This window comes from Cryptosporangium arvum DSM 44712, from assembly GCF_000585375.1.
Classification (GTDB): Bacteria; Actinomycetota; Actinomycetes; order Mycobacteriales; family Cryptosporangiaceae; genus Cryptosporangium; species Cryptosporangium arvum.
The window spans coordinates 4,362,649-4,387,028 of record NZ_KK073874.1 but is presented as its reverse complement, the minus strand read 5'-3'; the positions used below and the strand labels follow the sequence as shown (position 1 = coordinate 4,387,028).

The window sequence follows — 24,380 nt, the reverse complement described above, 5'->3', positions numbered from 1 at the left end:
GGTGGTCGTTGCTCAACCCGCTCACACCTGAGCATCAACGCTCGCTCAACCGTGCGGTTCTGTCGGTCCCCGCCGCTACGTTCGGCGCATGACCGCTCTCCGCGCCTACCTCGACTGGCTGGAGAAGCGCGAAGGCCGCCGGTTCGGCGACCACGACGCGCTGTGGGCCTGGTCGGTCGAGGACCTCGACCGGTTCTGGCTCTCGATCGCCGAGTACTACGACGTCGCGTTCTCCGCACGGTGGAGCGAGGTCCGGTCGGCCGAGCCGATGCCCCGCACCCGCTGGTTCCCCGGGGCCCGGCTGAACTGGGCCGAGCACGCGCTGCGGCGGGGCGCCGACGGCGATCCCGCGTTGCTGTGCGTCTCCGAAGGCGGTGGCGCGGACCCGCGGGTGCTCACCTACGCCGAGCTCCGCCGGTCGGTGGCCGCGGCCGCCGCCTGGCTGCGCCGGGAGGGCGTGCGGCCGGGCGACCGGGTCGGCGCGTACCTGCCGAACACCGAGCACGCGGTCATCGCCTGCCTGGCCGCCGCGGCGGTCGGCGCGGTCTGGTCGTGCTGCACGCCCGACTTCGGCGCCGACGGCACGATCGGGCGGCTCGCCCAGCTCGAGCCGACCGTGCTCGTCGCGGCCGACGGCTACCACTGGAACGGCAGGGAGATCGACCGGCGCGAGGTGGTCGAACGGCTGCGTGCCGCGCTGCCCACGCTGCGCCGGTTCGTGGCCGTGCCCTACCTGGGCCACCCGGTCCCGGCCGGCGCCACCCCGTGGGAGGAGCTGCTCGCCACCGACGCGCCGCCGGAGTTCGCGCCGGTCGAGTTCTCCCACCCGCTCTGGGTGCTGTTCACCTCCGGTACCACCGGGTTGCCCAAGGGCCTGGTGCACGGCCACGGCGGCATCACGCTGGAGGGGCTGAAGTGGGCCGGGCTGTACTGCGGCCTGCGCCCGGGTGAGCGGATGTTCACCTACACCTCCACCGGCTGGGCGCTGTGGAACATGCAGCTGGGCGCGCTGAGCCACGGCGCGACGATCGTGCTGTACGAGGGGAGCCCGGCCGGGGTGGTCTGGGAGATCGCCGAGCGCACCCGGGCCGACGTCATGATGCTCGGCGCGGCCGTGATCACCGCGTCGGTGCCGCCGCCGCGGCCGCTGCGCCGGCTCCGGCACCTGCTGGTCAGCGGATCGGCGCTGCCGCGCGAGGGCTACCGGTGGGTGTGGGAGCACGTCGGCGCCGACGTGCGGATCGACTCGACCAGCGGGGGCACCGACGTCTCGGGCGCGTTCGTCGGCTCCAACGACGACAGCCCGGTGCGGCCGGGCCGGATCGGCGGGCGTCTGGCCGGCGTCGACTGCGCGGCCTGGGACGAGGACGGCGTGCCGGTCGTCGACGACGTGGGTGATCTGGTGGTCCTGCAGCCGATGCCCTCGATGCCGGTGCACCTGTGGAACGACCCGGACTTCACCCGGTACACCGAGTCGTACTTCGAGACCTGGCCCGGGGTCTGGCGGCACGGGGACTGGGTGACGTTCCACTCCGACGGCGGCGTCACGATCCACGGCCGCTCCGACTCGACGCTCAACCGGCAGGGCGTCCGGCTCGGCACCGGCGACTTCTACGACGTCCTCGAGGCGCTGCCGGAGATCGCCGAGACGCTGGTGATCGGCGTCGAGCAACCCGACGACGGCTACTGGCTGGGGTTGTTCGTGGTCCCGGCGCCCGGCCACACGCTCGACGACGCGCTGAAACGCACGATCGTGGCCACGCTGCGCACCCGGTTGACCGCGCGGCACGTACCGGACGAGATCGTCGAGGCACCGGGCGTGCCGCACACGCTGACCGGCAAGCGGCTCGAGGTGCCGGTCAAGAAACTGCTGCGGGGCACGCCGCTGGAGCGCGCGGCCAACCCGGCCTCGGTCGACGATCCGGCGGTGCTGCGCTGGTACGAGCGCTTCGCGGCCGAGCGGCGGGGCTGAGCCGTGCGCCTGGGAGCCACGCTGGCGCACTGGTCCGACGCTCCCCCGCGCGACGTCGCCCGCTGGGCCGAGCGCCTGGTCGCCGCCGGGTTCGAGAGCCTGTGGACCCCCGAGATCATCGGGCGCGGGTCGTTCGTGCCGGACCCGTTCGTCACGCTGGCGGTGGCGGCCACCGCGACCGAGGGCGTCGAGCTGGGGACCGCCACCGTGCAGGTGCCGCTGCACCACCCCGCGGAGCTGGCCCACCGGGTCGCGTCGCTGCTCGCGGTCTGCGGGAACCGGTTGACGCTGGGGGTGAGCCCGGGGTCGACGGCCACCGACTTCGCGCTGCTGGACCGTGATTTCGGGAGCCGGTTCACGACCCTGCACCGCGACGTCGCGCGGCTGCGTGAGCTGCTGGCCGAGCGGCCGCCGTTCCTGCTCGGGTCGTGGGGCGCGAACGTCGAGCGGGCCGCCCGGGACTACGACGGGTGGCTCGCGTCCGGCTACCGGCGCACGGCCGGGCAGATCCGGGCCGCGCACGAGCGGTTCCGGGCGGCCGGGGGCGGGCGCGCGATCGTGTGCGCGGTGCCGACCACCGACCTCGAGGCCACCGCCGCCGCGCTGCGGGGCTACGCGGAGGCCGGTTTCGACGACGCGGTCGTGCTCATCGACCCCGGCGGCCCGGAACCCGCCGAGGTCAGGGCCCTGTTCCCGGCCGCGCCGCCGGGTTAGGTTCGCCTCGACGCGGCAACGAGGCCGCACCGGCACTGGGAGCCGACATGTTACTCGTGGTCGACGACGACAGCCGGGTGCGCACGGTCGTCTCCTGGCAGCTGGAGTCCGAGGGGTACGCGGTCCAGGTGGCCGCGGACGGCGCCACGGCCTGGCGCCGCATCGTCGAGCAGCGCCCCGACCTCGTCGTCCTCGACCTGTCGCTGCCCGGCCTGTCCGGGCTCGACCTGCTCCGGCGGCTGCGCGAGAACGGCGACCGGACACCGGTCGTCGTGCTCTCCGGGCGTAGCGGCGAGGGTGACCGCATCCTGGGCCTCGACCTCGGCGCCGACGACTACCTGGTGAAGCCGTTCTCCCCGGGCGAGCTGGCCGCGCGGGTGCGGTCGGTGTTGCGGCGCACCGGCCCGGCGCCGGTCGCCCCGGCGCCGCGCACCGGTCTGCGCATCGATCCGGCCAGCCGCGAGGTGGAGCTCGACGGCGAGCCGGTGCCGCTCACCGCCCGCGAGTTCGACCTGCTCGCGTTCCTGGCCGGGCACCCCCGGCACGTGTTCACCCGGGCCCAGCTGCTCGAGCAGGTCTGGTCGAGCTCGCAGGCCTGGCAGAGCGAGGCCACGGTCACCGAGCACGTGCACCGGTTACGCCACAAGCTCGGCCATCGGTTCCTGGTCACCGTGCGGGGCGTCGGCTACCGGCTGGAACCATGAGCCTCGACCACGCGGACGTCGTCGCGCTGCTCGACCGGCAGACCGGGATCCTCGAGCAGATCACCACGGGGGTCACACTGCCCGGCGTGCTCACCGGCATCGCGACCACGTTCGAGGACCTGGTGCCGGGCTGCTGCTGCTCGGTGCTGCTGGTGGACCCCGACGCGGCGACGCTGCGTCACGGCGCGGCCCCGTCGTTGCCGGCCGAGTACCTGAACGCGATCGACGGGCTGACGATCGGCGCCAGCGCCGGGTCGTGCGGCACGGCGGCCTACACCGGCCGGCCGGTCGTCGCCGTCGACGTGCGGGTGGACGCCCGGTGGGAGCGTTACCGCTCGCTCGCCGACCGGTTCGGCCTGCGGGCCTGCTGGTCGACGCCGATCCGTGGGCGCGACGGCGTCACCGGCACGTTCGCCGTGTACCACCCCGCCCCGCACCGGCCGACGTCACGCGAGCGCCATCTCGTCGAACGGCTGACCCACCTCGCGGCGGTGGCGATCGACCACGACGGGGCCGAACGCGAACGCCGCCGGCGGGTCGACGCCGAGCTCGCGCAGCAGGCCGCCGAGGCCGCCGACCGGGCCAAGACCGACTTCGTCGCCGCGCTCGGGCACGAGTTGCGCACGCCCCTGCAGGCGATCACCGGGTTCACCGAGCTGCTCGGCACGCTGGAGCTGGACCGCGATCGCCGGGCGGCGGCGCTGGAGCACATCGGCGCGGCCGCCGACCACATCCTGGCGATCGTCGACGACGTCCTCGACGTCGCCCGGATCGAGGCGAACGCGCTGCCGCTCACCGTGGCCCCGGTCGCGCTCGCGCCGGTGGTGGACGACGTGCTCGCGATGCTGGATCCACTCGCGAGCGCCGAGCGGGTCCGCCTGCACGTGCTCGCGGGCCGCCCGGCCGACCTGCTCGCCGACGAACGGCGTCTCCGGCAGGTGCTGCTGAACCTGGTGGGAAACGCGGTGCGCTACAACCGGGCCGACGGCGTGGTCCGGATCGGGTGGGCGCTCGACGGCGGACGCGCCGCGATCACCGTGGACGACACCGGGCCGGGCCTGGCGCCCGAGTTCCTCGACCGGCTCTTCGTCCCGTTCGACCGGCTCGGCGCGGACTCCGAGGAGGGCGTCGGGCTCGGTCTCCCGCTGGCCCGCGGGCTCACCGAGGCGATGGGCGGGACGCTCCAGGTTTGCAGCGAGATCGGCGAGGGCACGAAGGTGACCGTCGTGCTGCCGCTGGCGTAGTTCGCCTCGTCCACAAGGGAGTTTCGTTGCTTCGCAGCTACGCCGCCATCGGAGCGGTCTCCCTACTGGTGCTCGCCGGGTGCAGCAACGACGGTGACGCGAAGCCGGAAAAGTCACCGTCGCCGTCGGCCCCGAAGTCGGCCGCGCCCAGCGCCGCCGCGCCCCGACCGGCGTTCGACCCGCCGACGCGGTTCGCCGCGCAAGGTGTCGCACTCCCGCCGGAGGCCAGCGAGAACAAGATCAGCGCGGGCGGCACGAACACCGAGCCGCTCCCGGTGACGCTGCACGGGACCACGGCGTTCATCGCCTCGACCGCGTCGCTGCTGGCGGTGGACACCGGGACCGGCCGCACGCTGGCGACGATCACCCCGACGGTCGGCGCGCCCGGCACCACCCCGGACAGCCCGTGGGTCGGCACCAACCCCGCCGAGGCCCCGGTCCTCTGGTCGGACAACGGGCGGGCCACGATCCTGGCCACGTTCGTCGTCGACAAGCCGGCCAGCGGGACGCAGAAGGCCGGCCGCGCGGTCGAGGTCGTCGCGGTCGACGCCAAGACCGCCAAGTCGCTGTGGACGGCCCAGGTCGACGTGCCGGCCGGGCTCGACGGTGGCTTCGCCGGGCTGGCCGCCAACCCGGTCGGCATCGACGGCACCACGCTGGCCGTCGGCGTCAGCTACCAGAGCAGCGACGGTGTGATCGCGGTCGACCTGCCGGCCCGCAAGGCCCTGTGGTCGCGCGCCGACTTCCGGCCCGACGTGGTGAGCTCCGGCGTCGTCGTCGGCTCCGACACCGCGGCCGTGCTGGCGCTCGACCTCGCCGACGGCAAGCAGCGGTGGACGGCGCCGCAGCTGACGTCGGTCTCCCGCCTGGGGCCCACCGCGCTCATCGCGTCGGGCACCGGCAAGGTCGCCGTGCTCGACGTCGCCACCGGCAAGGCGAGGGAGCAGTCCACCGCCGACTACACCGACGTGCGGTGCCGGTTCGACGACAAGGACGTGACGGTCTGCGCCCGGCCCGGCTGGGCGGCCGGGCTGGACGCGACCACCGGCAAGACGCTGTGGGAGTTGCCGGACCAGGCGAACACCCGGGTGGCACCGGTGGTCACCGCCGTCTGGCACGGCGCGGTCTACGGCCGCACCGACAACGGCCCGGTGGTGCTCGACGCGCGTTCCGGGAAGGACCGCGAGGTGTCGCCGGGTCTCGCGCCGATGGTCGTCAACGAGTACGTCGGCATCGGGCAGCCGCCGACCGGCGGCTCCGGCGTCCGGTCCTTCCCGGCTGCGAAGTGACCCGTCAGATCGTGACGGGGACGGGCTCGGCGGGCACCAGCGTCGCCACCGAGACGTGCGGCCAGCTCAGCCCGTTGAAGTTGAGCAGGACGGTCTGCGTGTACTGGATCTGGACGTAGCTGACCTCGACCGTCGTCTCCCGGGTGATCGGTGCCGCCGAGTTCACCCGGAACGACGGCGCGGGGTCCGGGCCGCTGCCCCGCACGATCACCGGGAACCCGGCGCCGGGCGGCCGGACCGTGATCGTCTCGGTGACGGTCTCGACCCAGAAGATCGACGACATCGTCACGGCGTCGGCGTTCGGGTTCCGGCCGGCCGTGTCGCCCTTCAGGAACGCGATGTTGTCCGCGCCGCCGCCGAAGACCGGGCTGGCCGGGTCGGTGCTGACCACGATCACCGTGGTCGAGGTGATCGTCTGCGCGTCGGCCCGCTTCGTCAGGACGACGTTGGGGTTGTCGAGGATCTCCTGGGTGATCGTGCCGGCGGCGATGAACGGGCTCAGGTCCTGCGGGATCCGGAACGTGTCGGTGGCCGCCGCGGTCTGGCTGGGGAACTTGATCGGCGTCCCCGGGGAGCCCACCGGGAACGGCGTGATGTCGACCGGGGCGATGGTCGGGCCACCGGCGACCGTGAACGTGGTCCCCTGCGCCTCGATCGTCGTGCCGTGCGGGATCGAGGCCATCCGGGCGACGGTGGGCGGCAGCGCCGGCACCGTGGTGGCCGGGACGCTGAGCCAGATCCCCGGTTCGAAGTGGATGCCGACCGCCTGGCCGGGGTCGGTGACGTCGTTGATCGACTGCAGGTACGGAATGCCGTTGAGGAAGATGTCGCCCTGCACCATGCCGCGGTTCGGGATCGACCCGAGCGGCTGGGAGAACGACAGGGTCTCCTCGGTCAGGTTGATCTCGAGGACGTTGTCGTCGGGACCGCTGGCGGGGTTCAGCAGCGGCGTCGGCGTCGCCCCGAAGTTCTGCGGCCGGAAGATCGTGTTCAGGCCGGTCCCGCGGAACGTGCCGCGGAATCCGGCGATGCCACCCAGGTCCGGGTCGGCGATCTCGACGGCGGCCCGCCGCCGGTGACGGTCGGCGGGCACCTCGCCCCACCGGAAGCCGCGGGTCTGTTCCAGAACCGGTTCTATGTCGGTCATCTCTCCCCCAGATGGATGTTCTCTTTGGTGCATCGGGAGTAGATCACTCGACTATGGACGGGCTCGTCGGGATGGCGACAGATTTGTCGGATCATCGGATTACGGACAGTGAGAGTCACCGTGCGTAGTTACGCTCCTACCCTCGGGGGTCACACGACGTACGGGGGTTCGTCACCGATGGAGTTACTCACCCACGATCCGATCGCGACCGGACCGGCGCGAGGGCTCTCGCTGGTCGGCGTCGGCGCGATGTTCGCGCTCGCCGTGCTCGACCTGGCCGCCGCCTACTGCGCGGTGCGCTACCTGCGTACCGGCCACTGGGGATGGTGGTCGGCCGGGGCGGCCGGCATGGTCGTGTTGTTCGCGGTCTACGCGGCCAGCCTCGAGTACGCCGAGCTCGCCACCGTCACCCTGGGCTGGATCGTGATCCTGCAGGTCGGCGTCGTGGTGATGGACCGGGTCGCGAACGGGATCGTGCTCCCACCGGCGAAGTGGCTCGCGATCGCCGCCATCCTGCTGCTGATGACGTACCTGCTGCTCGCCCCTAACCGCGTGCGCTGAGCGCCATACCGGGCACGCGTCGGCGGACGGCCTCGAGCTCGGCCTCGTCGGAGATTCCCTGCCAGTCGTGGCGGGGTGTGTACGGAGCCTCCAGGGCACGCACCTCGTCGTCGGTGAGTTCGACGTCGAGCGAGGCCACGGCGTCGTCGATCTGGGCGATCGAGCCGGCACCGACCAGCGGAGCCGTCACGACCGGCTGATGCCGCAGCCAGGCCAGCGCGACCTGGGCCCGGTGGATGCCGCGCGCGCCGGCCACCCGGCCCACCGCGTCGACGATCGCCCGGTCGGACGCCTCCTCCAGCGGCGGGTACAGCAGGTCGGCGTAGGACCCGTCGGTCGCGGAGCGTGCGGTCGCGCGCGCGTCGTCCCAGGCGCGGGCGAGGCGGCCCCGGGCCAGCGGCGACCAGACCACGGTGCCGACCCCCTCGTCCAGGCAGAGCGGGATCATCTCGCGCTCCTCCTCGCGGGCGAGCAGGTTGTAGTGGTCCTGCATGGACACGAACCGCGCCCACCCGTGACGCTTCTGCAGGTGCAGCGCCTTCGCGAACTCCCACGCGTGCATCGACAACGCGCCCAGGTAACGCACCTTGCCCGCGGTCACGAGGTCGCTGAGCGCCTCGAGCGTCTCCTCCCACGGGGTCGAACGGTCGTTGCGGTGGATCTGGTACAGGTCGATGTAGTCGGTGCCGAGCCGGCGCAGTGAATGGTCGACCTCGGTCAGCACCGCCTTGCGCGACAGGCCCCGGCCGTTCGGTCCCAGGCGCATCGGGTGACGCAGCTTCGTCGCGATCACGACCTCGTCGCGGTCGGCGAAGTCCCGTAACGCCCGGCCGAGGATCTCCTCGCTCGACCCGTTCGAGTACATGTTCGCGGTGTCGAAGAAGTTGATGCCGGCCTCGAGCGCGTGCCTGATCAGCGGCCGTGCGTCCTCCTCGCCCTTCGACCAGACCGGGTGTCCGCGGTCGGGCTCGCCGTAGGTCATCGCGCCGATGGCGATCGACGACACGTCCAGACCCGTCGTCCCGAGCTTGATGTAGCGCATGACGCTCCTCTAGAGTAAGCGGAGAATTCTCCATTTACAGTAATGGAGAGTTCTCCATTTAGCTAGTGAGGTCCCATGGTCCGTTCCGACGCCCGGGAGAACCGGGTCCGCATCCTCGCCGCGGCGCGCGAGGCGTTCGCCGGCGACGGCGACCCGTCGATGAACCAGATCGCGCAGCGGGCCGGGGTCGGGGCGGGCACGCTCTACCGCAACTTCCCGACGCGCGAGGCGCTGGTGCTCGCCGTCTACCAGCACGAGCTCGAGCGCATCCTGGAGACCGTGCCGGCGCTGCTCGCCGCGCACCCTCCGATCGAGGCGCTCCAGCGGTGGACGCTGGACCTCGTCGACGCGATGCGTCAGAAGCACGGCCTCGGCGACGCGCTGAGCCCCGGCGCGCACCAGGCGATCGCCGAGCAGTCCTACGGCCCGGTGATCGCCGCGATCACCCAGCTCCTCGACGCCGGCAAGCGGACCGGCGTCGTCCGGGTGGACGCCGACCCGGCTGACTTCCTCCAGTTCACCGCCGCGCTCTGGCGCGCCGCCACCGAGCCCGAGGACCGCGCGCCACGCATGCTCGCACTCCTGCTCGACGGCCTGCGCCGCCGCTGACCCGGCTCGACACCAGCGCCGCCAGCACACCGACGACGAACCCCTCGGCGCTCACCAGGCCGTGCCCGTTGGACTGCAGGAACCACAGCGCCAGACCGGCCACCGGCACCGCCGACGCGAGCAGCCGCCGCCGCACGCCCGGACCCGCGAGCAGCAGCGCCCCGGCCGGTGTCGCCGCCAGGAAATACACCACCCCGGAGCTGCCGACGTAGTTCCGCGCCTGCCCGCCCAGGTCGCCGCCGCCGACCATCAGGTCGAGCACGTCGGGCACCAGCACCGCGGCGACCACGAGGACGAGTGCCCGCCGGACGCCCCAGTGCCACTGCGCCAGCGCAAGCGCGATCGCGGCGGTGACCACATTGAACACGTCGCCGAACGGGCCCCCGTTCTGCAGGAGGACGCTGGTGAACGGGCGCCACCACCCCGATCGCGCAGGGTCGTGCGCGAGCGCGGCCTCGGCCCCACCCCACACCGCCTGCAGCACCAGGCCGCCGAACAGGGCCGCGACGCCGGCGATCGCCAGCCAGGGCACCGATCGACGCTCGGCGACCAAGAGACTCCCGACCTTGCCGAGCAACACGAACAGCGCCGCGGTGGACACGCTGTACAGGATCACCGCCATGATTCCCTCGATTCAAACGATGTTCAAAACGGTACTTCGGATTCGAACACCGTTCAAGAGGGAGTTAGGCTGCGGGGGTGAAGCTGAACCGAGAGCTGATCGTCGACGCCGGGATGCGGGCGTTCGCCGAGCGTGGCTACGTCGGGCTGTCGATGCGCCAGATCGCCGACGCGCTCGGCGTCCACGCCGGGTCGCTGTACTACCACGTGAAGAACAAGGAGCAGCTGCTGGCGCTGCTGGCCGACCGGGTGGCCGGCGAGGCCTACGACGCGGGCACGGCCGCGTTGGGCGCGCTGTCCCCGGCCGCATCGTGGGAGGAGCGGATCGAGGCCCAGCTCGTCGCCCTGCGCGCGAGCCTCCTGGCCCGCACCGGCGCCCCCGCGCTGCTCGCCGCGAGCCCGGCGGTGCTCAGCCCGGCCGCGCTCGCGCTGATGGAACGTCTGCTGCGGACTCTCGACGCCGCCGGGGTGGCCCCGGACACGCGTCCGGTCGCCGCCGACACGCTGCTCAGTTACGTCACCGGTTTCGTACTGCAGGAACAGGCACCACCGGCCGACGTGCAGCCTCCGGCCGACCTGGCCGAGCGCTACCCGATGACGGTGGCCGGGGCCGGCTCCGACCCGGACACGCTGTTCCGCACCAGCATCCGGCTGCTCTGCGCCGGCATCGCGACGGACCGGACCCCGGTCAGGTGAAGTTCGGGGCGCGTTTCCCCAGGCCTGCGGCGACCGCCTCGGCCTGGTTGGGCGTGCCGATCAGCGCGGCGATCTCGGTCTGTTCGGCCGCGAGACCGGTCGCCAGATCCACCCGCTCGGCGAGGTCGAGCAGCCGCTTGGCCGCCCGGACCGCGTCGGGGCTGCGGGTGGCGATCTCGCGGGCCAGCGCGAACGCCGCCGCGAGCGGATCGTCGGCGGTGCGGGTGGCCAGACCGATCGCCGCCGCCTCGGTGCCGGTCACCGTCCGGCCGGTGAACACGAGCTCCCGCGCGGTGTCGGGGCCGACGAGGCGGGGCAGCAGCTGGGTGCCGGTCATGTCGGGCACCAACCCCCAGCGGACCTCCATCACCGAGAGCACCGCGTCGGGCGCCACGATCCGGATGTCGGCCCCGAGCGCGATCTGCAACCCGCCGCCGAGCGCGTTCCCGTGCACCGCGGCGACCACCGGCACCGGCACCTGCGCCCAGACGTACGCGGCCCGCTGCCCCAGCGCCGCGGCCGGACCGTCACCCGGCGGCAGGTCCACCACCGCGGTGAGCCGGTCCCCGCGGCCCAGCGCACTCATCGCCCCGAGGTCAAGCCCGGCGCAGAAGTCCGGGCCGGAGCCGGAGAGCACCACCGCGCGCAGCCCGGGCTCGGTACGCAGCCGCTCGCCGGTGCGCACCAGGGCCTCGAACATCGCCGGGTCCAGCGCGTTGCGCTTCTCCGGCCGCGCCAGCCGCACGTCGGCGATCCCGCCGTCCACGTCGACCGTGACCCGAACCACGTCCGTCATCTGCCGAATGATGCCAGCTCGGACGAGGCGCGGCCGGGCTTCCGCCGCGATGGTCGCGGCCGGATGGCGCGAGCGGGACCGGCTCGTCGGGCGGGCTACCTCCCGGCGCGGGCCTCGCACAGCGTCGCCCACACCGCTTCGCGCGGACGGCCGACCGCAGCAGTTCCAGGTCGTCGACGACCGCCCGGGCGAGCGGAAGCATCGGCAGGAGGTGGCCGGTCGGGCCACGTACCATCTCGAGCGTGTCGAAGCCTGTGCAGACCAGTCGGCGGGCCGAGTACGCCCAGCGCACCCGCGAGGCGATCCTGGACGCGGCGCGCACGCTGTTCGTCGAGAAGGGCTACTTCGGCACGAAGGTCGACGACATCGCGCGGGCGGCGCGGGTCGCACCGGCCACGGTCTACGCGGTCGGCGGGGGCAAACACGGACTGCTGCGGACGCTCATCGAGTCCGGGACGAACTCCGAGGACGTGCCCCGCATCCTCGCCCGGATCACCGAGGCCGGCGACCCGGGCGACCTGATCCGCTTCGTCGTCCGGGCCACGCGTGAGCAGTTCGCGCAGTGGTCGGACCTGATGCGTCAGGTCGCCGCGGCCGCCCCGCAGGAGCCGACCGTGCGGGAGATCCAGGAGATCGCGCACGCCGGCATGCGCCACGGGCTGTCGGTGACCGCCGGCCGGCTCGCGACGCTCGGGGCCCTGCGTGCCGACGTCGACGTCGCCAAGGCCACCGACCTCCTGTGGCTGCACCTGTGCAACTCCGCGTACTTCATCCGCACCGACGACCTCGGCTGGTCGCTCGACGAGTCCGAGGCCTGGCTCACCGAGGCCCTGTCGCGCGCCCTCCTGCCCCCCGCCGACATCGGAGCCCCGTGAGGTCGTCGGCCGGAGGTGCCGTCCCGGGGGTCTGACCGCGGGCGGCTGAGAGCACGCTGAGGGCCAGGGTTGCCGATCCTGCGGCTGGGGACCTCTCTGTGGACGACGACGTTCGCCCAGGAGGACCCATGGCCAGGCCACGCACGTTGCTTCTCGTTCTCGCCGGAGGCGCCGGTGGGCGATTGGAGCTGCTGACCGACCACCGGGCCAAGCCCGCCGTGCCGTACGGCGGCTCCTACCGGCTGATCGACGTGTCGCTCTCCAACGCCCACCACTCCGGCATCGACGACGTCTGGGTGATCGAGCAGTTCCACCCGGTCTCGCTCACCGACCACCTCGCCAACGGACGCCCCTGGGACCTCGACCGCACCCACGGCGGCCTGCTCACCCTGCACCCGCACCTGGGCACCGAGCGGGAGGGCTGGCACCAGGGCACCGCCGACGCGCTCTGGCGGCAGGCTCCGCTGATCCGCGAGTTCGACCCCGACCACCTGGTCGTCGTGAGCGCGGACGCCATCTACGCGCTGGACTACGACACCGTGGTCGCCGCGCACGCCGAGGGCGGCGGTGACGTCACGATGGTCACCACCCGGCGCCCGATCGAGGAGGCCGGCCGGTACGGCGTCGTCGAGACCGGGGACGGCGACCGGATCACGAACTACGTCTACAAGCCCGACGAACCGGCCACCGACCTGATCGCCAACGAGGTCTTCGTCTTCCGGCCCTCGGCGCTGCTGGACGTACTGGGCTCGCTGGAGGAGGACGGCGGCGACCTCGGCGACCACGCGCTCCCGCAGCTCGTCGACGCGGGCGCGGCGCGCGAGTACCGGTTCGACGCCTACTGGCGTGACGTCGGCACGGTGCCCGCGTACCTGGAGTCGCACCTCGAGCTGGTCGGGGACGACCCGGCGATCCGGCTGGACGACCCGGCCTGGCCGATGCTGACTCGGGGCGGCCACCACGGACCGGCCCGGCTGGCCCGCGGTGCCGAGGTCGCCGACTCGCTGCTCTCGGCCGGGTGCGACGTCGCCGGGAGCGTCGAGCGGTCGGTGCTCTCCCCCGGCGTGATCGTGGAGCCGGGCGCTTCGGTGACCGACTCGGTGCTGCTGCACGGTGCGGTGGTCCGGCGCGGGGCGCGGGTGCGCGGCGCGATCGTCGACACCGGGGCCGAGATCGGGGCGGGCGCCTCGCTCGACGGCACCGACGACGTCGTCCTCGTCGGCGCCGGGGCCCGGGTCGCGAAGGACGAGGAGGTGACGGGGGGTGGCCGCGTCGCGAGGGAGAACACGTAACCTGCCCGGGTGAGTGTCTGCCCGTGCGGTTCCCGCCGGACCTACGACGAGTGCTGCGGGCCGTTCCACGGCGGTGGCGCGGCGCCCACCGCGGAAGCGCTCATGCGTTCGCGCTACAGCGCTTTCGCCCGTGGGCTCGCGCCGTACCTGCTGAGCACCTGGCATCCCCGCACCCGCCCGGGCGAGCTGGAGCTCGACCCGGGCATCACCTGGAGGGCCCTGCAGATCGTCGACACCGTGGACGGCGGGCCGGGCGACGACTCCGGGATCGTCGAGTTCCGGGCGGTCGCCCGCACGGCCGGCGGCGAGCGGCACGTCCAGCACGAGCGCAGCACGTTCAGCCGGGTCGGCGGCCGCTGGGTCTACGTGGACGGCGGGAGCGGGCCGCTGCTGCGGTAGTCAGTCGCCGCGCAGGTAGCGGGTGACCATGCCGACCAGCTCCCGCTCGAGCGCGTCGACGCCGATCGTGCGCGGGTCGGCCATCACCTTGTGGGTGTTGAGCTCCACCGTGGTCAGGATCAGCTCCGCCGCGGTGTCGAGGTCCGCCACCCCGACGTCGGGGTGGCGGGCGAGCACGTCGCGCACCTGGGCGACCCGCTGCGTCCCGTGCCGGGCGATCGTGTCGAGCAGCTCCTGCGAGAGCGGCGCCTCCTCGATCATGATCCGCAGCAGCTGCGGATCGTCCTGGTGGTTGTCGATCGCGTCGCGGACCAGCGCCCGCACGGTCGCCTCCAGGCTCCCCGGCGACAGGTCGAGCTGGTCGGCGCCCCGCCACACCCCGCGGTCGACGTGCCGGATCAGCAGCTCGGCCAGGACGGCGTCCTTGTTCGGGAAGTACTGGTACAGCGAGCCGATCGAGATCCGGGCGCGTTCGGCGATGCGGTTCGTGGTGCCGGCGGCGTACCCGAACTCGACAAAAACGTGAGCAGCCGCGGTGAGGATGCGCTCGCGGGTGAGCTCCGCGCGCACCTGCCGGGGCCTGCGACGTGGTTGGAGACGACGGTCGGCCGACGGCATGGCTGCGCTCCCGGAAGCGAGTAGTCAAAGAACTGAGCTATCCCTCACAATAGCGCTGTGAGCAGCAAAAACAATGTCCTGACGACGGTCGCCGACGTCGAGGGGGCGGTCGGGAAGCCGGCCGCGGTGATCATGCTCAAACAACTCGGCGCCCTCGACGACGGCTGCCGGACGATCCTCGGAGCCAGCCCGGTCGCGGCGTTCGGCTACCGGGACGCCGAGGGGGCGAGCCGGACCACGTTCGTCGGCGGCCGCCCGGGGTTCGCCCGGGTGCACACGCCGACGCGGATCTCGTTCGGGTTCTCCGAGCCCGGCGCGCCGCACGGCCCGGCGTCGCTGTTCTTCCTGCTGCCCGGCGTCGGTGAGCTGTTACGCGTGAACGGCTCGGTCGTCGCCCGGACCGGTGGGCGGGTCGTCGTCGAGGTCACCGAGGCCTACGTGCACTGCGCGCAGGCCGTGCTCCGGTCGCGGCTGTGGCAGCCGCCGGCCCCGCCGGTCGACGCGGACGCCGTACCGGGCGACGGTGCGCCGGGCGACGGTCCGCTGGCCCGGCCCGGGGTCGCCGGGTTCCTGGCCGCCGCGCCGTTCCTCGCGCTGTCCACCTGGGACGCCGACGGCGGGAGCGACACGAGCCCGCGCGGGGACCGGGGAGCGGTGGCGCGGATCCGGGACGCCCGCACGCTCGTCATCCCGGACCGAAAGGGCAACAGGCGCGCGGACACGCTCCACAACCTGCTGCGCGACGACCGCCTCTCGCTGGCCGCGCTCGTCCCGGGCCGCGACGCGGTGCTGCACGTGCGCGGTCGCGCGCTGATCACCGACGATCCCGCGCTGCTGGCGACGATGGCGCTGCGCGGGATGCCCCCGCACCTGGCGCTGGTCGTCGACGTCGAGGACGCGCGACTCGTCGGCAGCGGCGTGCTCACCCGGGCGCGGCTCTGGTCGCCCGGCACGCACCTCGACCGCCGGACGGCACCGGACCTGGCGGCGATCGGGAGCCGCCACCTGGCCGCCGGCACCGGGGGAGCACCGTCCGCGCTGCTGCGTGCCGTCGCCGCGATGCCGGGGCTCGGCCGGGTGCTGCGCGGGGTGATGAACCGCGCCTACCGGTCCGGCCTGCGCAAGGAGGGCTACGACGACGTCTCGTTCGCGGTCGGGGGCGAGGCCGCGAACCCGCTCCGGAGCGTCCGGGTCACCGGGATCCGCCGGGAGACGCCGAGCGCGGTCACGCTCGTCCTCGAGGACGGGGCGCCGTTCGACTTCCGGCCCGGCCAGTTCTTCACGCTCGTCGCCGACGTCGACGGACGCCCGCTGCGGCGCGCCTACTCGGCGTCGTCGGCGCCGGGGACGTCCCGGCTGGAGGTCACGGTCAAGCGCGTCGAGGGCGGCCGGTTCTCCGCGTTCGTGCACCGGGACCTGCGGGTCGGCGACCGGCTGGAGCTCCGCGGCCCGTCCGGGTCGTTCCACGCCGAGCCGGGCGAGCTGGTGCTCGTCGCGGCGGGCAGCGGCGTCACGCCGATGATGAGCATGATCCGGGCGACGCTCGGGACCGGCCGGATCTCGCTGCTCTACAGCAGCCGCACCGCCGACGAGGTCATCTTCGCCGCCGAGCTGGACCGCCTGGCGGCGCGGCACCCGGACCACTTGTCGGTCACCCACGTCCTGACCGCCCGCGACGGCCGGCTCGATGCGGCCGGGGTACGCCGGTGGATCAGCGCGGTGGCCCCGTCCGAGGACGCCGGGTACTACGTCTGCGGCCCCGAGCCGCTGATGGACGCGGTGGTCGCCGGTCTCGGCGTGCCGGCCGGACGGGTCCGGCGCGAGCGCTTCCGCAGCGGCGCCGACCCGACGGTCGCGACCGGGCCGCAGGAGCTCGTGGTCGAGAACGACGGGCGGCCGGTCGGCTCGGTGGTGGTCGCGCCCGGCCGGACGCTGCTCGAGGCGGGGCTCGACGCCGGTTTCGCGATGCCGCACTCCTGCACGGTCGGTAACTGCGGCGACTGCCTGGTGCGACTCGTCGACGGCGACGTGGCCCAGAGCGAGCCGAACTGCCTCACCCCGCAGCAGCGGGCCGACGGCTACGTGTTGGCCTGCGTGAGCTGCCCACTCTCCACGGTCAGGCTCGACATCGCGGAGCCCTGAGGACCGAGTGGCTTATGGACGCTAATGTTTGCGACGTGGTGACGCCCCTCCTGCCCAGTGACCCTCAGCTGATCGGCCGTTACAGCATCCAGGGCAGACTGGGCTCCGGCGGCATGGGCATCGTCTACCTCGGTCAGTCACCGGGTGGGCGGCCCGCGGCGATCAAGGTCATCAACGAGCGGTTCGGCATCAACTCGGACTCGCTCGCGCGGTTCCGGCGCGAGGTCGAGGTGCTGCGGACGGTCCGCAGTGCGTACACGGCCGCGCTCATCGACTGCCAGCTCGAGCAGCCGCCGTACTGGTTCGCCACCGAGTACGTACCCGGGCCGACGCTCGCCGACGCGATCGCCCAGCGCGGCCCGTTACCTCCGGACGGGGGGTACCGGCTGCTCGCGGCGCTCGCCGAGGGCCTGACCGACATCCACCAGCACGGCATCTGCCACCGGGACATCAAGCCGCAGAACGTCATCCTGGCCTCGACCGGGCCGCAGCTGATCGACTTCGGGATCGCCCGGGGCACCGAGCACGTCGCGCTGACCCAGGTCGGGGCGGCGATCGGGTCGCCGGGGTACGCGGCCCCCGAGGTGCTCTCACGCAACGAGGTCGCGCCGCCGGCGGACGTGTTCGCACTCGGCGCGACGACGACGTTCGCGGTGACCGGACGCAAGCCGTTCGGGGACGGCACCGGCGCGGTGATCATGATGCGGTCGATGAGCGGCGAGATCGACCTGTCCGGGGTCGAGCCGCGGCTGGCCGAGCTCCTGCGGGCGTGCGTCGCGGTGGAGCCCGGGTACCGGCCCACCCCCGAGCAGATCATCGAGACCTGCCGGGCGCAGATCCCCGCCTTCCAACCCGTCGACGCCGGCGCGGTCACCGCGGTCACGAGCGCGCCCCCGGCGCCGGGCGGTCCCCCCGCGCCGACCACGGCGCCGACGTACCCGACCCCGTTCTCCGGCACCGCGACCGCGCCGACGGTGGGCGGCGCCCCGGCCGCACCGACCGAGGTCGTCAGCGCGGTCCCCGCCCCGCCCCGCCCACCGGTGTCCGGCGCGCCCCACTCCGGTGCCCCGCACTCGGCTGCCCCGCACTCGGCTGCCCCGCACTCCGGGCCGCCCGCGTTCGGCGCACCGCCGGCCTTCGGCGCCCCGCCCGCGTTCGGTGGCCCCCACGGCGTACCGCCCTCGTTCGGACCGCCGAACGGGCCCGGGGTACCGAACGGCCCCGGGGCACCGAACGGCCCCGGCCCGCGCCGGGGCCGGGTGGCCCTCATCGTCGGCGCGGCCGTCCTCGCGCTCGTCGTCCTGCTCGGTGGCGGCGCGTTCGCGTTCTCCGTTCTCGGCTCCGACGAGGACACCACGACCAAGGCCGCCGTCCCGGGCCCGAGCGCGGCCGTCCCCACCCCCTCCGCGACCGCGAGCGCCGCCGCGTCCCCGGCGGCGCCGGACTCCCCCGACCCGGCGACCCCGGCCGCCTCGGAGTCCCCCGACCCCGCCGGCGCCGCCACGGTGACCTGGGTCGACAAGGCCACGTCACGCTGCCTGGACGGCAACGCCGAAGGCAATGTCTACACGTTCCCGTGCAACGACGGCGACTACCAGAAGTGGATCCCCAAGGAGGTCGACGGCGGCTTCACGTTCACCAGTAAGGCCACCGGCCTTTGCCTCGACAGCAACCCGGCCCGCAACGTCTACGCGATGCCGTGCAACGAGGGCGACTACCAGGTCTGGTCGGTGACCGAGAACGGCGACTCGTTCTTCAACCTCACCGACAAGGCCACCGGTTTCGTGCTCGACAGCAACGGGGACGGCCAGGTGTACGCGTTCGACGCCAACGACGGCGACTACCAGCGGTGGCGCCGCCAGTGAGCCGGGCGCTCACCGCTCGTCGCTGACGGGGCCCGGCGCCGGGTCGTCCCGGTTCCACGACCCGAGCACCATCAGCGTCTTGGTGCCGACCACCGGTCCGGTGCGCCGCATCCGGTCGATCGCCTGCTGGAGGTGCCGGATGTCGCGTACCCGCAGGTGCACCAGTGCGTCGGGGTCCCCGGCGATCGCGTACACGGCCTGCACCTCGGGCACCGCGAACGCGGACGTGATGATCGCGCTCACCGGGGTGGCGCCGGCGTAGCGCAGCTCGGTGAACGCCTCGATGCCCCAGCCGAGCTTGGTGTGGTCGACCTTGACCGTGAAGCCGGTGATCACCCCGATCTCACGCAGCCGGTCGACGCGTCGCTTGACCGCCGCGACCGAGAGGCCGACCTCGCCGGCCATCTCCGAGAACGTGCGCCGCCCATCGGCCGACAGCAGCCGGAGCAGCTCCTGGTCGATGTCGTCGACAGTCATCCGGCCCACTCCCCAACGCAAATGAACGCAGCTCGACGTCGATGTTGCCGCAAGATTTTGCGTTCTGAAGCGTCTTTCCCGCAACGTGCTTGCTTCGAACCAGTGACGCAGGTCTCCTGGGTTCTATCCGGCTCCGAGCGGTGAGGAGAGGTCCGTGACGGTGACCTTGGACGACAAGTACACCGCCGACGACGGTCGCGTGCTGATCTCCGGTGTGCAGGCGCTGGTCCGCCTGATGCTCGAGCAGCGCCGTCTCGACGACGTCCGCGGCCTCGACACGAGGGTCTTCGTCAGCGGGTACCAGGGTTCCCCGCTGGGCACCCTGGACCTGGAGATGGGGCGCGCCCACCGCTTCCTCGACCCGGCCGGCGTGGTGTTCCGGCCCGGCCTCAACGAGGAGCTCGCCGCCACCGCGGTCGCCGGCACCCAGATGCTCGGCCGGGTGCCGGGCGCGCGCCACGACGGCGTCGTCGGCTTCTGGTACGGCAAGAACCCGGGCCTGGACCGCGCCGCCGACGCGATCCGGCACAGCAACGTCGCCGGGACGACGACGCTGGGCGGCGCGGTCGCGCTGATCGGCGACGACCCCGGCAGCAAGTCCTCGACCGTGCCGAGCTCGTGCGAGCCGATGTGCGAGAACCTGTCGATGCCGCTGCTGGCGCCCGGCACCGTCGCCGAGATCGTCGAGTACGGGCTGCACGCGGTGGCGCTCAGCCGCGCGTCGGGCCTCTGGGTCGGCCTGAAGGTGGTCGCGGACGTGGCCGACGCCTCGGCGACCGTCGACGTGACCGGCCTGTCCGCGGGCGTGCCGGTGCCGCCGGGCACACCCCGCGCCGCGTCGCCGGCCCTGGTCGGCCCGGCGTCGCTCGACGCCGAGCACGACATGCTGACCCGCCGGCTCAACCTGGCGCGCGAGTACGCCCGCGCCGCCGGGCTCAACCGTGTCGTGTTCAGCGCCCGGGAGGCGAAGCTCGGCGTCCTGGCCTCGGGTACGAGCTTCGCCGCCGTGCAGCGGGCCCTCGACGACCTGGGCCTGGACGAGGCCGCGCAGGAGGCGCTCGGCCTGCGCCTGATCAAGCTGGCGATGCCGTTCCCGGTCGACCACGAGATGCTCGCCGAGCTGACCGCCGGGCTCGACGAGGTCCTCGTCGTCGAGGACAAGTACCCGTTCCTCGAGGGCCACCTCAAGCAGGCGCTGTACCGGCGCGCGGACGCACCCGTGGTCGTCGGCCGGTTCGACGAGGCCGGTCGCCCGCTGCTCACCGCCCGGGGGACGCTCGGCGCCGACGAGGTCGCCCGCGCCCTCGCCCTGCGGACCGGGTTGCCGCCGCGGGAGACCGCGACCGCCGGCCGCCCACGTCTGGCGCTGCCGACGATCTCGGCGCGCACCCCGTTCTTCTGCTCCGGCTGCCCGCACAACACCTCGACCCGCACCGGCGACGACACGCTCGTCGGCGTCGGCATCGGCTGTCACGCGATGGTCGCGCTGGCCCCGGACGGCCGCGGCAACCAGGTCGGCCTCACCCAGATGGGCGGCGAGGGAGCACAGTGGATCGGGCTCGCCCCGTTCACCGACGACCGGCACTTCGTCCAGAACCTCGGGGACGGGACGTTCCACCACTCCGGGTCGCTGGCGATCCGCGCCGCGGTGGCCGCAGGCGTCACGATGACCTACAAACTGCTCTACAACGACGCGGTGGCGATGACCGGCGGGCAGCGCGCCGAGGGCCGGCTCGACATCCCCACGCTGACGCGCTGGCTGGCCACCGAGGGCGTGCGCAGCGTCGTCGTCACCACCGACGACCCGGGCTCCTACCGGACCGTCCGGCTCGACCCGATCGCCTCGGTACGCCACCGCGACGACTTCGCCGACGTCGAGCGCGCGCTGTCCGCCGTCGACGGCGTCACCGTCCTCATCCACGACGACCGGTGCGCGGCCGAGGAACGCCGGCTGCGCAAGCGCGGGCAGCTGCCCACCCCGGCCGAGCGGGTCGTGATCAACGAGCGGGTCTGCGAGGGCTGCGGCGACTGCGGGGACCAGTCCACCTGCCTCTCGGTGCAGCCGGTCGACACCGAGTTCGGCCGCAAGACCCACATCCACCAGGCGTCCTGCAACTCCGACTTCAGCTGCCTGAAGGGCGACTGCCCGTCGTTCCTGCTGGTCGAGCCGGGCACGCCGGAGCGACGCGCGGTACCGGACCTCCCGGTCGCGCTGAGCGAACCCGAACGGCGCTTCGGCGGCGACGACGTCCTGCTGCGCATGCCGGGCATCGGGGGCACCGGCGTGGTCACCGCGTCGCAGATCCTGCAGATGGCCGCGCACCTCGACGGCAGGCACGCGGCCGGGCTCGAGCAGACCGGGCTCGCGCAGAAGGGCGGGCCGGTCGTCAGCGACGTGCGGCTGTCCAAGACGCCGCTCACCGGGGCGCTGCGGGCCTCGCGCGGCACCGTCGACGTACTGATCGGGTTCGACCTGCTCGGCGCGGCGGCGCAGCCGAACCTCGACACGGCGCGGGCCGGGCACACGATCGCCGTGCTCAACACCGCGATCGTGCCGACCGCGGACATGGTGACCGGCCGGGTGGTGCTGCCCGACAGCCCCGCCGACGCGCTGGAGCGCATCGCGTCGGTGACCCGGTCCGAGGCGAACGTGCACGTCGACGCGCTGGGCCTGGCCGAGGCGCTGTTCGCAGACCACATGCCGGCGAACATGCTGCTGCTCGGGGCCGCCTACCAGCACGGCTGCCTCCCGATCTCGGCCGAGGCGATCGAGGACGCGATCCGGCTCAACGGGTCGGCCGTCGAGGCGACCCTGGCCGCGTTCCGGTGGGGACGCGCGGCCGTCGTGGACCGCGCCGCGGTGCTGGCCGCGCTCACCACCACCCGGCCGGCCCCCAAGGCCACCTCGCTCGAGGAGGTGCTCGCGCTCCGGGTCGCCGACCTCACCGGTTACCAGGACGCCGGGTACGCCGAGCGCTACTCCGACGACGTCCGCCGGATCACCGCCGCCGCCACCGAGCGGGCCGGCGCCGCGGCCGGGGAGCGGATCGGGCTCGCCTACGCCCGCGGCCTGCACCGGTTCATGGCGTACAAGGACGAGTACGAGGTCGCCCGGCTGCACCTCGACACCGTCGAGCAGGCCCGCCGCGACGCCGAGTTCGGCGCCGACGCCGACGTGTCGGTGCTGCTGCACCCGCCGGTGCTCCGCGCGCTGGGCGTGAACCGCAAGATCCGGCTGCGCCGCACCGCCCGGCCCGCGTTCCTGGCCCTGCGCGCCGGGCGCCGGCTGCGCGGTACCCCGCTCGACGTCTTCGGGTACGCCCACGTGCGCCGGGTCGAACGGGAGCTCGTCGCCGAGTACCGGTCGGCCGTGCACCGGGCCGTCCGGCACCTGGACGCCGGCAACGCCGACCAGGTCGTCGAGGTCGCCGACCTGGCCGACGTCGTCCGCGGCTACGAGGACATCAAGCTCGCGCGCGTCGCCGAGTTCCGGGACAAGCTGCGTACCGCGCTGGCGGCGCTCAGCTGATGTGGTGCACCTCCTGAAGCGCGTACACGGGGGTCGGGATGCCCTCCTGGCGGGCCTTGAGCTGCAGCGCGAGGTAGAGCGAGTAGTACCGCGACTGGTGCAGGTTGCCGCCGTGGAACCAGAGCCCCTCCTGCTGGGTGGGCTTCCACATGTTGCGTTCCTCGCCCTCCCACGGGCCCGGGTCCTTCGTGGTGTCGGAGCCGAGCCCCCACACCTTGCCGACCCGGTCGGCCATCGGCTGCCCGACGATGTCCGCGGCCAGGCCGTTCATCGAGCTGTAGCCGGTGGCGTAGACGACCACGTCGGCCGGTAGCTCTTCCCCGGTGTCCAGGCGCACCGCGTGTTCGGTCAGCTCGACGACCTGGCCCTGCGCGAGCGTGATCTCGCCGTCGGCGACCAGGTCGGCCGCGCCGACGTCGATGTAGTAGCCGGAGCCGCGGCGCAGGTACTTGAGGAACAGGCCGGACCCGTCCTCCCCCCAGTCGTGACGGAAGCCGGCCTTCTCCAGGCGGGCGTAGAAATCCTTGTCGTGCTCGGCGATCGCCTGGTAGGCCGGGATCTGGAACGTGTGCAGGATCCGGTAGGGCAGCGACGCGAAGATCGTGTCGGCCTTGTGGGTGGTGACGCCGGCCGCCACCGCGCGCTCGGAGTAGAGGTCGCCGAGCGCGATCTCCATCAGCGAGTCCGACCGGACGATGTGCGTCGAGCTGCGCTGCACCATCGTGACGTCGGCCCCGACCTCCCAGAGCGCACCGCAGATGTCGAACGCCGAGTTGTTCGACCCGATGACGACGACCGTCGAGTCCTTGTACCCGTCCGGGCCGGGATGCTGCGAGCTGTGGTGCTGCTCGCCGGCGAACACGTCCTGGCCGGGAATGACCGGCACGTTGGGCTTGCCGGACACGCCGAGCGCGAAGACCAGCTGCTTCGGACGCAGCACGACCTCCCCGCCGGCCCGGTCCACCGTGACCGTCCAGTCTTTCGCGACGTCGTCCCAGGTGGCGCTGCGTGCCGTCGACGAACCCCAGTAGTTCACCTCCATCACCCGGGTGTACATCTCGAGCCAGTCGCCGATCTTGTCCTTCGGCGCGAACACCGGCCAGTTGTCCGGGAACGGCAGGTAGGGCAGGTGGTCGTACCAGATCGGGTCGTGCAGGCAGAGCGACTTGTAGCGGCTGCGCCACTGGTCACCCGGGCGTTCGTGGGTGTCCAGCACCACGTGGTTGACGCCGAGCTGACGCAGCCGGGCCCCGAGCGCGATCCCGCCCTGCCCGCCGCCGATGACCACGACGTACGGGTCGGGGTCCGCGATCTCGGCCGCCCGCCGCTCCTTCCAGGTGACGCGGTCCCGGCGGGCGCCGTGCTCCACGCCCTTGGGCCGCTTCTCCTCGTGACCGGTGAGCTCGTCGAGCGTGGTGAGCAGGGTGAAGGCGCCTTCTCCGGTGAGCCGTAACAGGCCGGACCCGCGCCCCACGGCGGTCGCGAACGTGAAGTAGGCGGTGGTGACGCCGTCGGCCTCCTCGGGTTCCTCACGGACCCGGAAGTTCGACGCGTCCGTGGTGGCGGCGGTGGCGGCCACCAGGCCACGCACACCGTCGCGGTTCTCCACGGTGGTGATGTTCCAGCTGAACGCGACGATGTCGCGCCAGAAGCTGGTCGGCGCGAACAGCCCGGCCACGCGGTCCGCGTCGCGGGCGGCGAGCGCGCTCTCGAAGTCGTTGAGCCAGTCGGTGATCGTGTCGGACGCCGTTCGAGACATGAGACTCCCTTGTTTCATGTACTCAGCTG

21 protein-coding genes are annotated in these 24,380 nt (G+C 73.1%); 14 read left to right on the top strand and 7 right to left on the bottom strand.

The window, feature by feature from the left end; all coding sequences use genetic code 11:
* Nucleotides 1-88 precede the first annotated feature (88 nt).
* The 5 genes from CRYAR_RS19685 to CRYAR_RS19665 are packed head-to-tail and all read left to right on the top strand — an operon-like array spanning nucleotide 89 to nucleotide 5,923.
* Entirely contained in the window at nucleotides 89-1,972 is a 1,884-nt protein-coding gene (locus CRYAR_RS19685) for an acetoacetate--CoA ligase (protein WP_051570682.1), read from the top strand.
* A gap of 3 nt (nucleotides 1,973-1,975) precedes the next feature.
* Complete coding sequence (locus CRYAR_RS19680) at nucleotides 1,976-2,686, top strand: LLM class flavin-dependent oxidoreductase (RefSeq protein WP_035852794.1); 711 nt, start codon at nucleotides 1,976-1,978, stop codon at nucleotides 2,684-2,686.
* A 47-nt stretch (nucleotides 2,687-2,733) separates the two neighbouring features.
* Nucleotides 2,734-3,390, top strand: a complete 657-nt coding sequence (locus CRYAR_RS19675; RefSeq protein WP_035852792.1) for a response regulator transcription factor — start codon at nucleotides 2,734-2,736, stop codon at nucleotides 3,388-3,390.
* Complete coding sequence (locus CRYAR_RS19670; RefSeq protein WP_035852790.1) at nucleotides 3,387-4,634, top strand: GAF domain-containing sensor histidine kinase; 1,248 nt, start codon at nucleotides 3,387-3,389, stop codon at nucleotides 4,632-4,634. Before CRYAR_RS19675 ends, CRYAR_RS19670 begins: the two co-directional genes overlap by 4 nt.
* A 26-nt stretch (nucleotides 4,635-4,660) precedes the next feature.
* Complete coding sequence (locus CRYAR_RS19665; RefSeq protein ID WP_084700724.1) at nucleotides 4,661-5,923, top strand: outer membrane protein assembly factor BamB family protein; 1,263 nt, start codon at nucleotides 4,661-4,663, stop codon at nucleotides 5,921-5,923.
* A gap of 4 nt (nucleotides 5,924-5,927) precedes the next feature.
* Here CRYAR_RS19665 and CRYAR_RS19660 read toward each other — a convergent pair whose 3' ends face one another.
* Nucleotides 5,928-7,070 (bottom strand): heme-binding protein, encoded by a 1,143-nt coding sequence (locus tag CRYAR_RS19660; RefSeq protein ID WP_035852785.1) that lies wholly within the window; start codon nucleotides 7,068-7,070, stop codon nucleotides 5,928-5,930.
* A 177-nt stretch (nucleotides 7,071-7,247) separates the two neighbouring features.
* Here CRYAR_RS19660 and CRYAR_RS19655 point away from each other — a divergent pair, with 177 nt between their 5' ends.
* Entirely contained in the window at nucleotides 7,248-7,631 is a 384-nt protein-coding gene (locus CRYAR_RS19655) for a hypothetical protein (protein ID WP_035852781.1), read from the top strand.
* Here the strand turns inward: CRYAR_RS19655 and CRYAR_RS19650 are convergent.
* Nucleotides 7,615-8,673, bottom strand: a complete 1,059-nt coding sequence (locus CRYAR_RS19650) for an aldo/keto reductase (RefSeq protein ID WP_035852780.1) — start codon at nucleotides 8,671-8,673, stop codon at nucleotides 7,615-7,617. The genes CRYAR_RS19655 and CRYAR_RS19650 overlap by 17 nt on opposite strands.
* A gap of 75 nt (nucleotides 8,674-8,748) precedes the next feature.
* Here CRYAR_RS19650 and CRYAR_RS19645 point away from each other — a divergent pair, with 75 nt between their 5' ends.
* Entirely contained in the window at nucleotides 8,749-9,282 is a 534-nt protein-coding gene (locus CRYAR_RS19645; RefSeq protein WP_035852777.1) for a TetR/AcrR family transcriptional regulator, read from the top strand.
* Here CRYAR_RS19645 and CRYAR_RS19640 read toward each other — a convergent pair.
* Complete coding sequence (locus tag CRYAR_RS19640) at nucleotides 9,191-9,904, bottom strand: hypothetical protein (RefSeq protein WP_051570680.1); 714 nt, start codon at nucleotides 9,902-9,904, stop codon at nucleotides 9,191-9,193. The two genes, CRYAR_RS19645 and CRYAR_RS19640, sit on opposite strands and share 92 nt — an antisense overlap.
* 77 nt (nucleotides 9,905-9,981) lie before the next feature.
* Here CRYAR_RS19640 and CRYAR_RS19635 point away from each other — a divergent pair, with 77 nt between their 5' ends.
* Nucleotides 9,982-10,599 (top strand): TetR/AcrR family transcriptional regulator, encoded by a 618-nt coding sequence (locus tag CRYAR_RS19635; protein ID WP_035852776.1) that lies wholly within the window; start codon nucleotides 9,982-9,984, stop codon nucleotides 10,597-10,599.
* On the opposite strand, the gene CRYAR_RS43325 is transcribed toward CRYAR_RS19635, so the two are convergent.
* Nucleotides 10,592-11,395 (bottom strand): crotonase/enoyl-CoA hydratase family protein, encoded by an 804-nt coding sequence (locus CRYAR_RS43325; protein ID WP_051570677.1) that lies wholly within the window; start codon nucleotides 11,393-11,395, stop codon nucleotides 10,592-10,594. The genes CRYAR_RS19635 and CRYAR_RS43325 overlap by 8 nt on opposite strands.
* Before the next feature lie 242 nt (nucleotides 11,396-11,637).
* On the opposite strand from CRYAR_RS43325, the gene CRYAR_RS19625 reads away from it, so the two are divergent.
* The 3 genes from CRYAR_RS19625 to CRYAR_RS19615 all read left to right on the top strand — a co-directional run bounded on the left by CRYAR_RS19625 (nucleotide 11,638) and on the right by CRYAR_RS19615 (nucleotide 13,961).
* Nucleotides 11,638-12,270, top strand: a complete 633-nt coding sequence (locus CRYAR_RS19625; protein WP_035852771.1) for a TetR/AcrR family transcriptional regulator — start codon at nucleotides 11,638-11,640, stop codon at nucleotides 12,268-12,270.
* 128 nt (nucleotides 12,271-12,398) lie between these two features.
* Complete coding sequence (locus CRYAR_RS19620; RefSeq protein ID WP_035852769.1) at nucleotides 12,399-13,562, top strand: glucose-1-phosphate adenylyltransferase family protein; 1,164 nt, start codon at nucleotides 12,399-12,401, stop codon at nucleotides 13,560-13,562.
* Nucleotides 13,563-13,571: 9 nt separating this feature from the next.
* The gene (locus tag CRYAR_RS19615) at nucleotides 13,572-13,961 is read left to right on the top strand and encodes a YchJ family protein (RefSeq protein WP_035852765.1); all 390 of its coding nucleotides are present in this window, start codon (nucleotides 13,572-13,574) and stop codon (nucleotides 13,959-13,961) included.
* Here the strand turns inward: CRYAR_RS19615 and CRYAR_RS19610 are convergent, their stop codons facing one another.
* Nucleotides 13,962-14,579, bottom strand: coding sequence for a TetR/AcrR family transcriptional regulator (locus CRYAR_RS19610; protein WP_035852761.1), 618 nt, complete (start codon nucleotides 14,577-14,579; stop codon nucleotides 13,962-13,964).
* Between the two features lie 132 nt (nucleotides 14,580-14,711).
* Between CRYAR_RS19610 and CRYAR_RS19605 the strand changes: the two genes are divergently transcribed.
* A complete protein-coding gene (locus CRYAR_RS19605) occupies nucleotides 14,712-16,721 on the top strand; it encodes a 2Fe-2S iron-sulfur cluster-binding protein (protein ID WP_084701949.1) in 2,010 nt (669 codons plus the stop codon).
* A gap of 35 nt (nucleotides 16,722-16,756) precedes the next feature.
* Entirely contained in the window at nucleotides 16,757-18,586 is a 1,830-nt protein-coding gene (locus CRYAR_RS43320) for a serine/threonine-protein kinase (protein ID WP_169745061.1), read from the top strand.
* A 9-nt stretch (nucleotides 18,587-18,595) separates the two neighbouring features.
* Here the strand turns inward: CRYAR_RS43320 and CRYAR_RS19595 are convergent, their stop codons facing one another.
* Nucleotides 18,596-19,063, bottom strand: a complete 468-nt coding sequence (locus CRYAR_RS19595; protein WP_035865088.1) for an Lrp/AsnC family transcriptional regulator — start codon at nucleotides 19,061-19,063, stop codon at nucleotides 18,596-18,598.
* Between the two features lie 160 nt (nucleotides 19,064-19,223).
* Here CRYAR_RS19595 and CRYAR_RS19590 point away from each other — a divergent pair, with 160 nt between their 5' ends.
* On the top strand, nucleotides 19,224-22,592 hold the full coding sequence (locus tag CRYAR_RS19590) for an indolepyruvate ferredoxin oxidoreductase family protein (protein WP_051572115.1): 3,369 nt from the start codon (nucleotides 19,224-19,226) through the stop codon (nucleotides 22,590-22,592).
* Here the strand turns inward: CRYAR_RS19590 and CRYAR_RS19585 are convergent.
* Nucleotides 22,585-24,351, bottom strand: coding sequence for a flavin-containing monooxygenase (locus CRYAR_RS19585; RefSeq protein ID WP_035852752.1), 1,767 nt, complete (start codon nucleotides 24,349-24,351; stop codon nucleotides 22,585-22,587). The two genes, CRYAR_RS19590 and CRYAR_RS19585, sit on opposite strands and share 8 nt — an antisense overlap.
* Nucleotides 24,352-24,380 lie beyond the last annotated feature (29 nt).

What these genes read in the sequence shown, in the direction of transcription:
- CRYAR_RS19645 (WP_035852777.1), top strand. Translation starts at nt 8,749, where the DNA reads ATGGTCCGTTCCGACGCCCGGGAGAACCGGGTCCGCATCCTCGCCGCG.
- CRYAR_RS19675 (WP_035852792.1), top strand. Translation starts at nt 2,734, where the DNA reads ATGTTACTCGTGGTCGACGACGACAGCCGGGTGCGCACGGTCGTCTCC.
- CRYAR_RS19585 (WP_035852752.1), bottom strand. Translation starts at nt 24,351, where the DNA reads ATGTCTCGAACGGCGTCCGACACGATCACCGACTGGCTCAACGACTTC.
- CRYAR_RS43325 (WP_051570677.1), bottom strand. Translation starts at nt 11,395, where the DNA reads ATGACGGACGTGGTTCGGGTCACGGTCGACGTGGACGGCGGGATCGCC.
- CRYAR_RS19620 (WP_035852769.1), top strand. Translation starts at nt 12,399, where the DNA reads ATGGCCAGGCCACGCACGTTGCTTCTCGTTCTCGCCGGAGGCGCCGGT.
- CRYAR_RS19605 (WP_084701949.1), top strand. Translation starts at nt 14,712, where the DNA reads ATGCTCAAACAACTCGGCGCCCTCGACGACGGCTGCCGGACGATCCTC.
- CRYAR_RS19660 (WP_035852785.1), bottom strand. Translation starts at nt 7,070, where the DNA reads ATGACCGACATAGAACCGGTTCTGGAACAGACCCGCGGCTTCCGGTGG.
- CRYAR_RS19640 (WP_051570680.1), bottom strand. Translation starts at nt 9,904, where the DNA reads ATGGCGGTGATCCTGTACAGCGTGTCCACCGCGGCGCTGTTCGTGTTG.
- CRYAR_RS19685 (WP_051570682.1), top strand. Translation starts at nt 89, where the DNA reads ATGACCGCTCTCCGCGCCTACCTCGACTGGCTGGAGAAGCGCGAAGGC.
- CRYAR_RS19670 (WP_035852790.1), top strand. Translation starts at nt 3,387, where the DNA reads ATGAGCCTCGACCACGCGGACGTCGTCGCGCTGCTCGACCGGCAGACC.
- CRYAR_RS19650 (WP_035852780.1), bottom strand. Translation starts at nt 8,673, where the DNA reads ATGCGCTACATCAAGCTCGGGACGACGGGTCTGGACGTGTCGTCGATC.
- CRYAR_RS19595 (WP_035865088.1), bottom strand. Translation starts at nt 19,063, where the DNA reads ATGACTGTCGACGACATCGACCAGGAGCTGCTCCGGCTGCTGTCGGCC.
- CRYAR_RS19655 (WP_035852781.1), top strand. Translation starts at nt 7,248, where the DNA reads ATGGAGTTACTCACCCACGATCCGATCGCGACCGGACCGGCGCGAGGG.
- CRYAR_RS19610 (WP_035852761.1), bottom strand. Translation starts at nt 14,579, where the DNA reads ATGCCGTCGGCCGACCGTCGTCTCCAACCACGTCGCAGGCCCCGGCAG.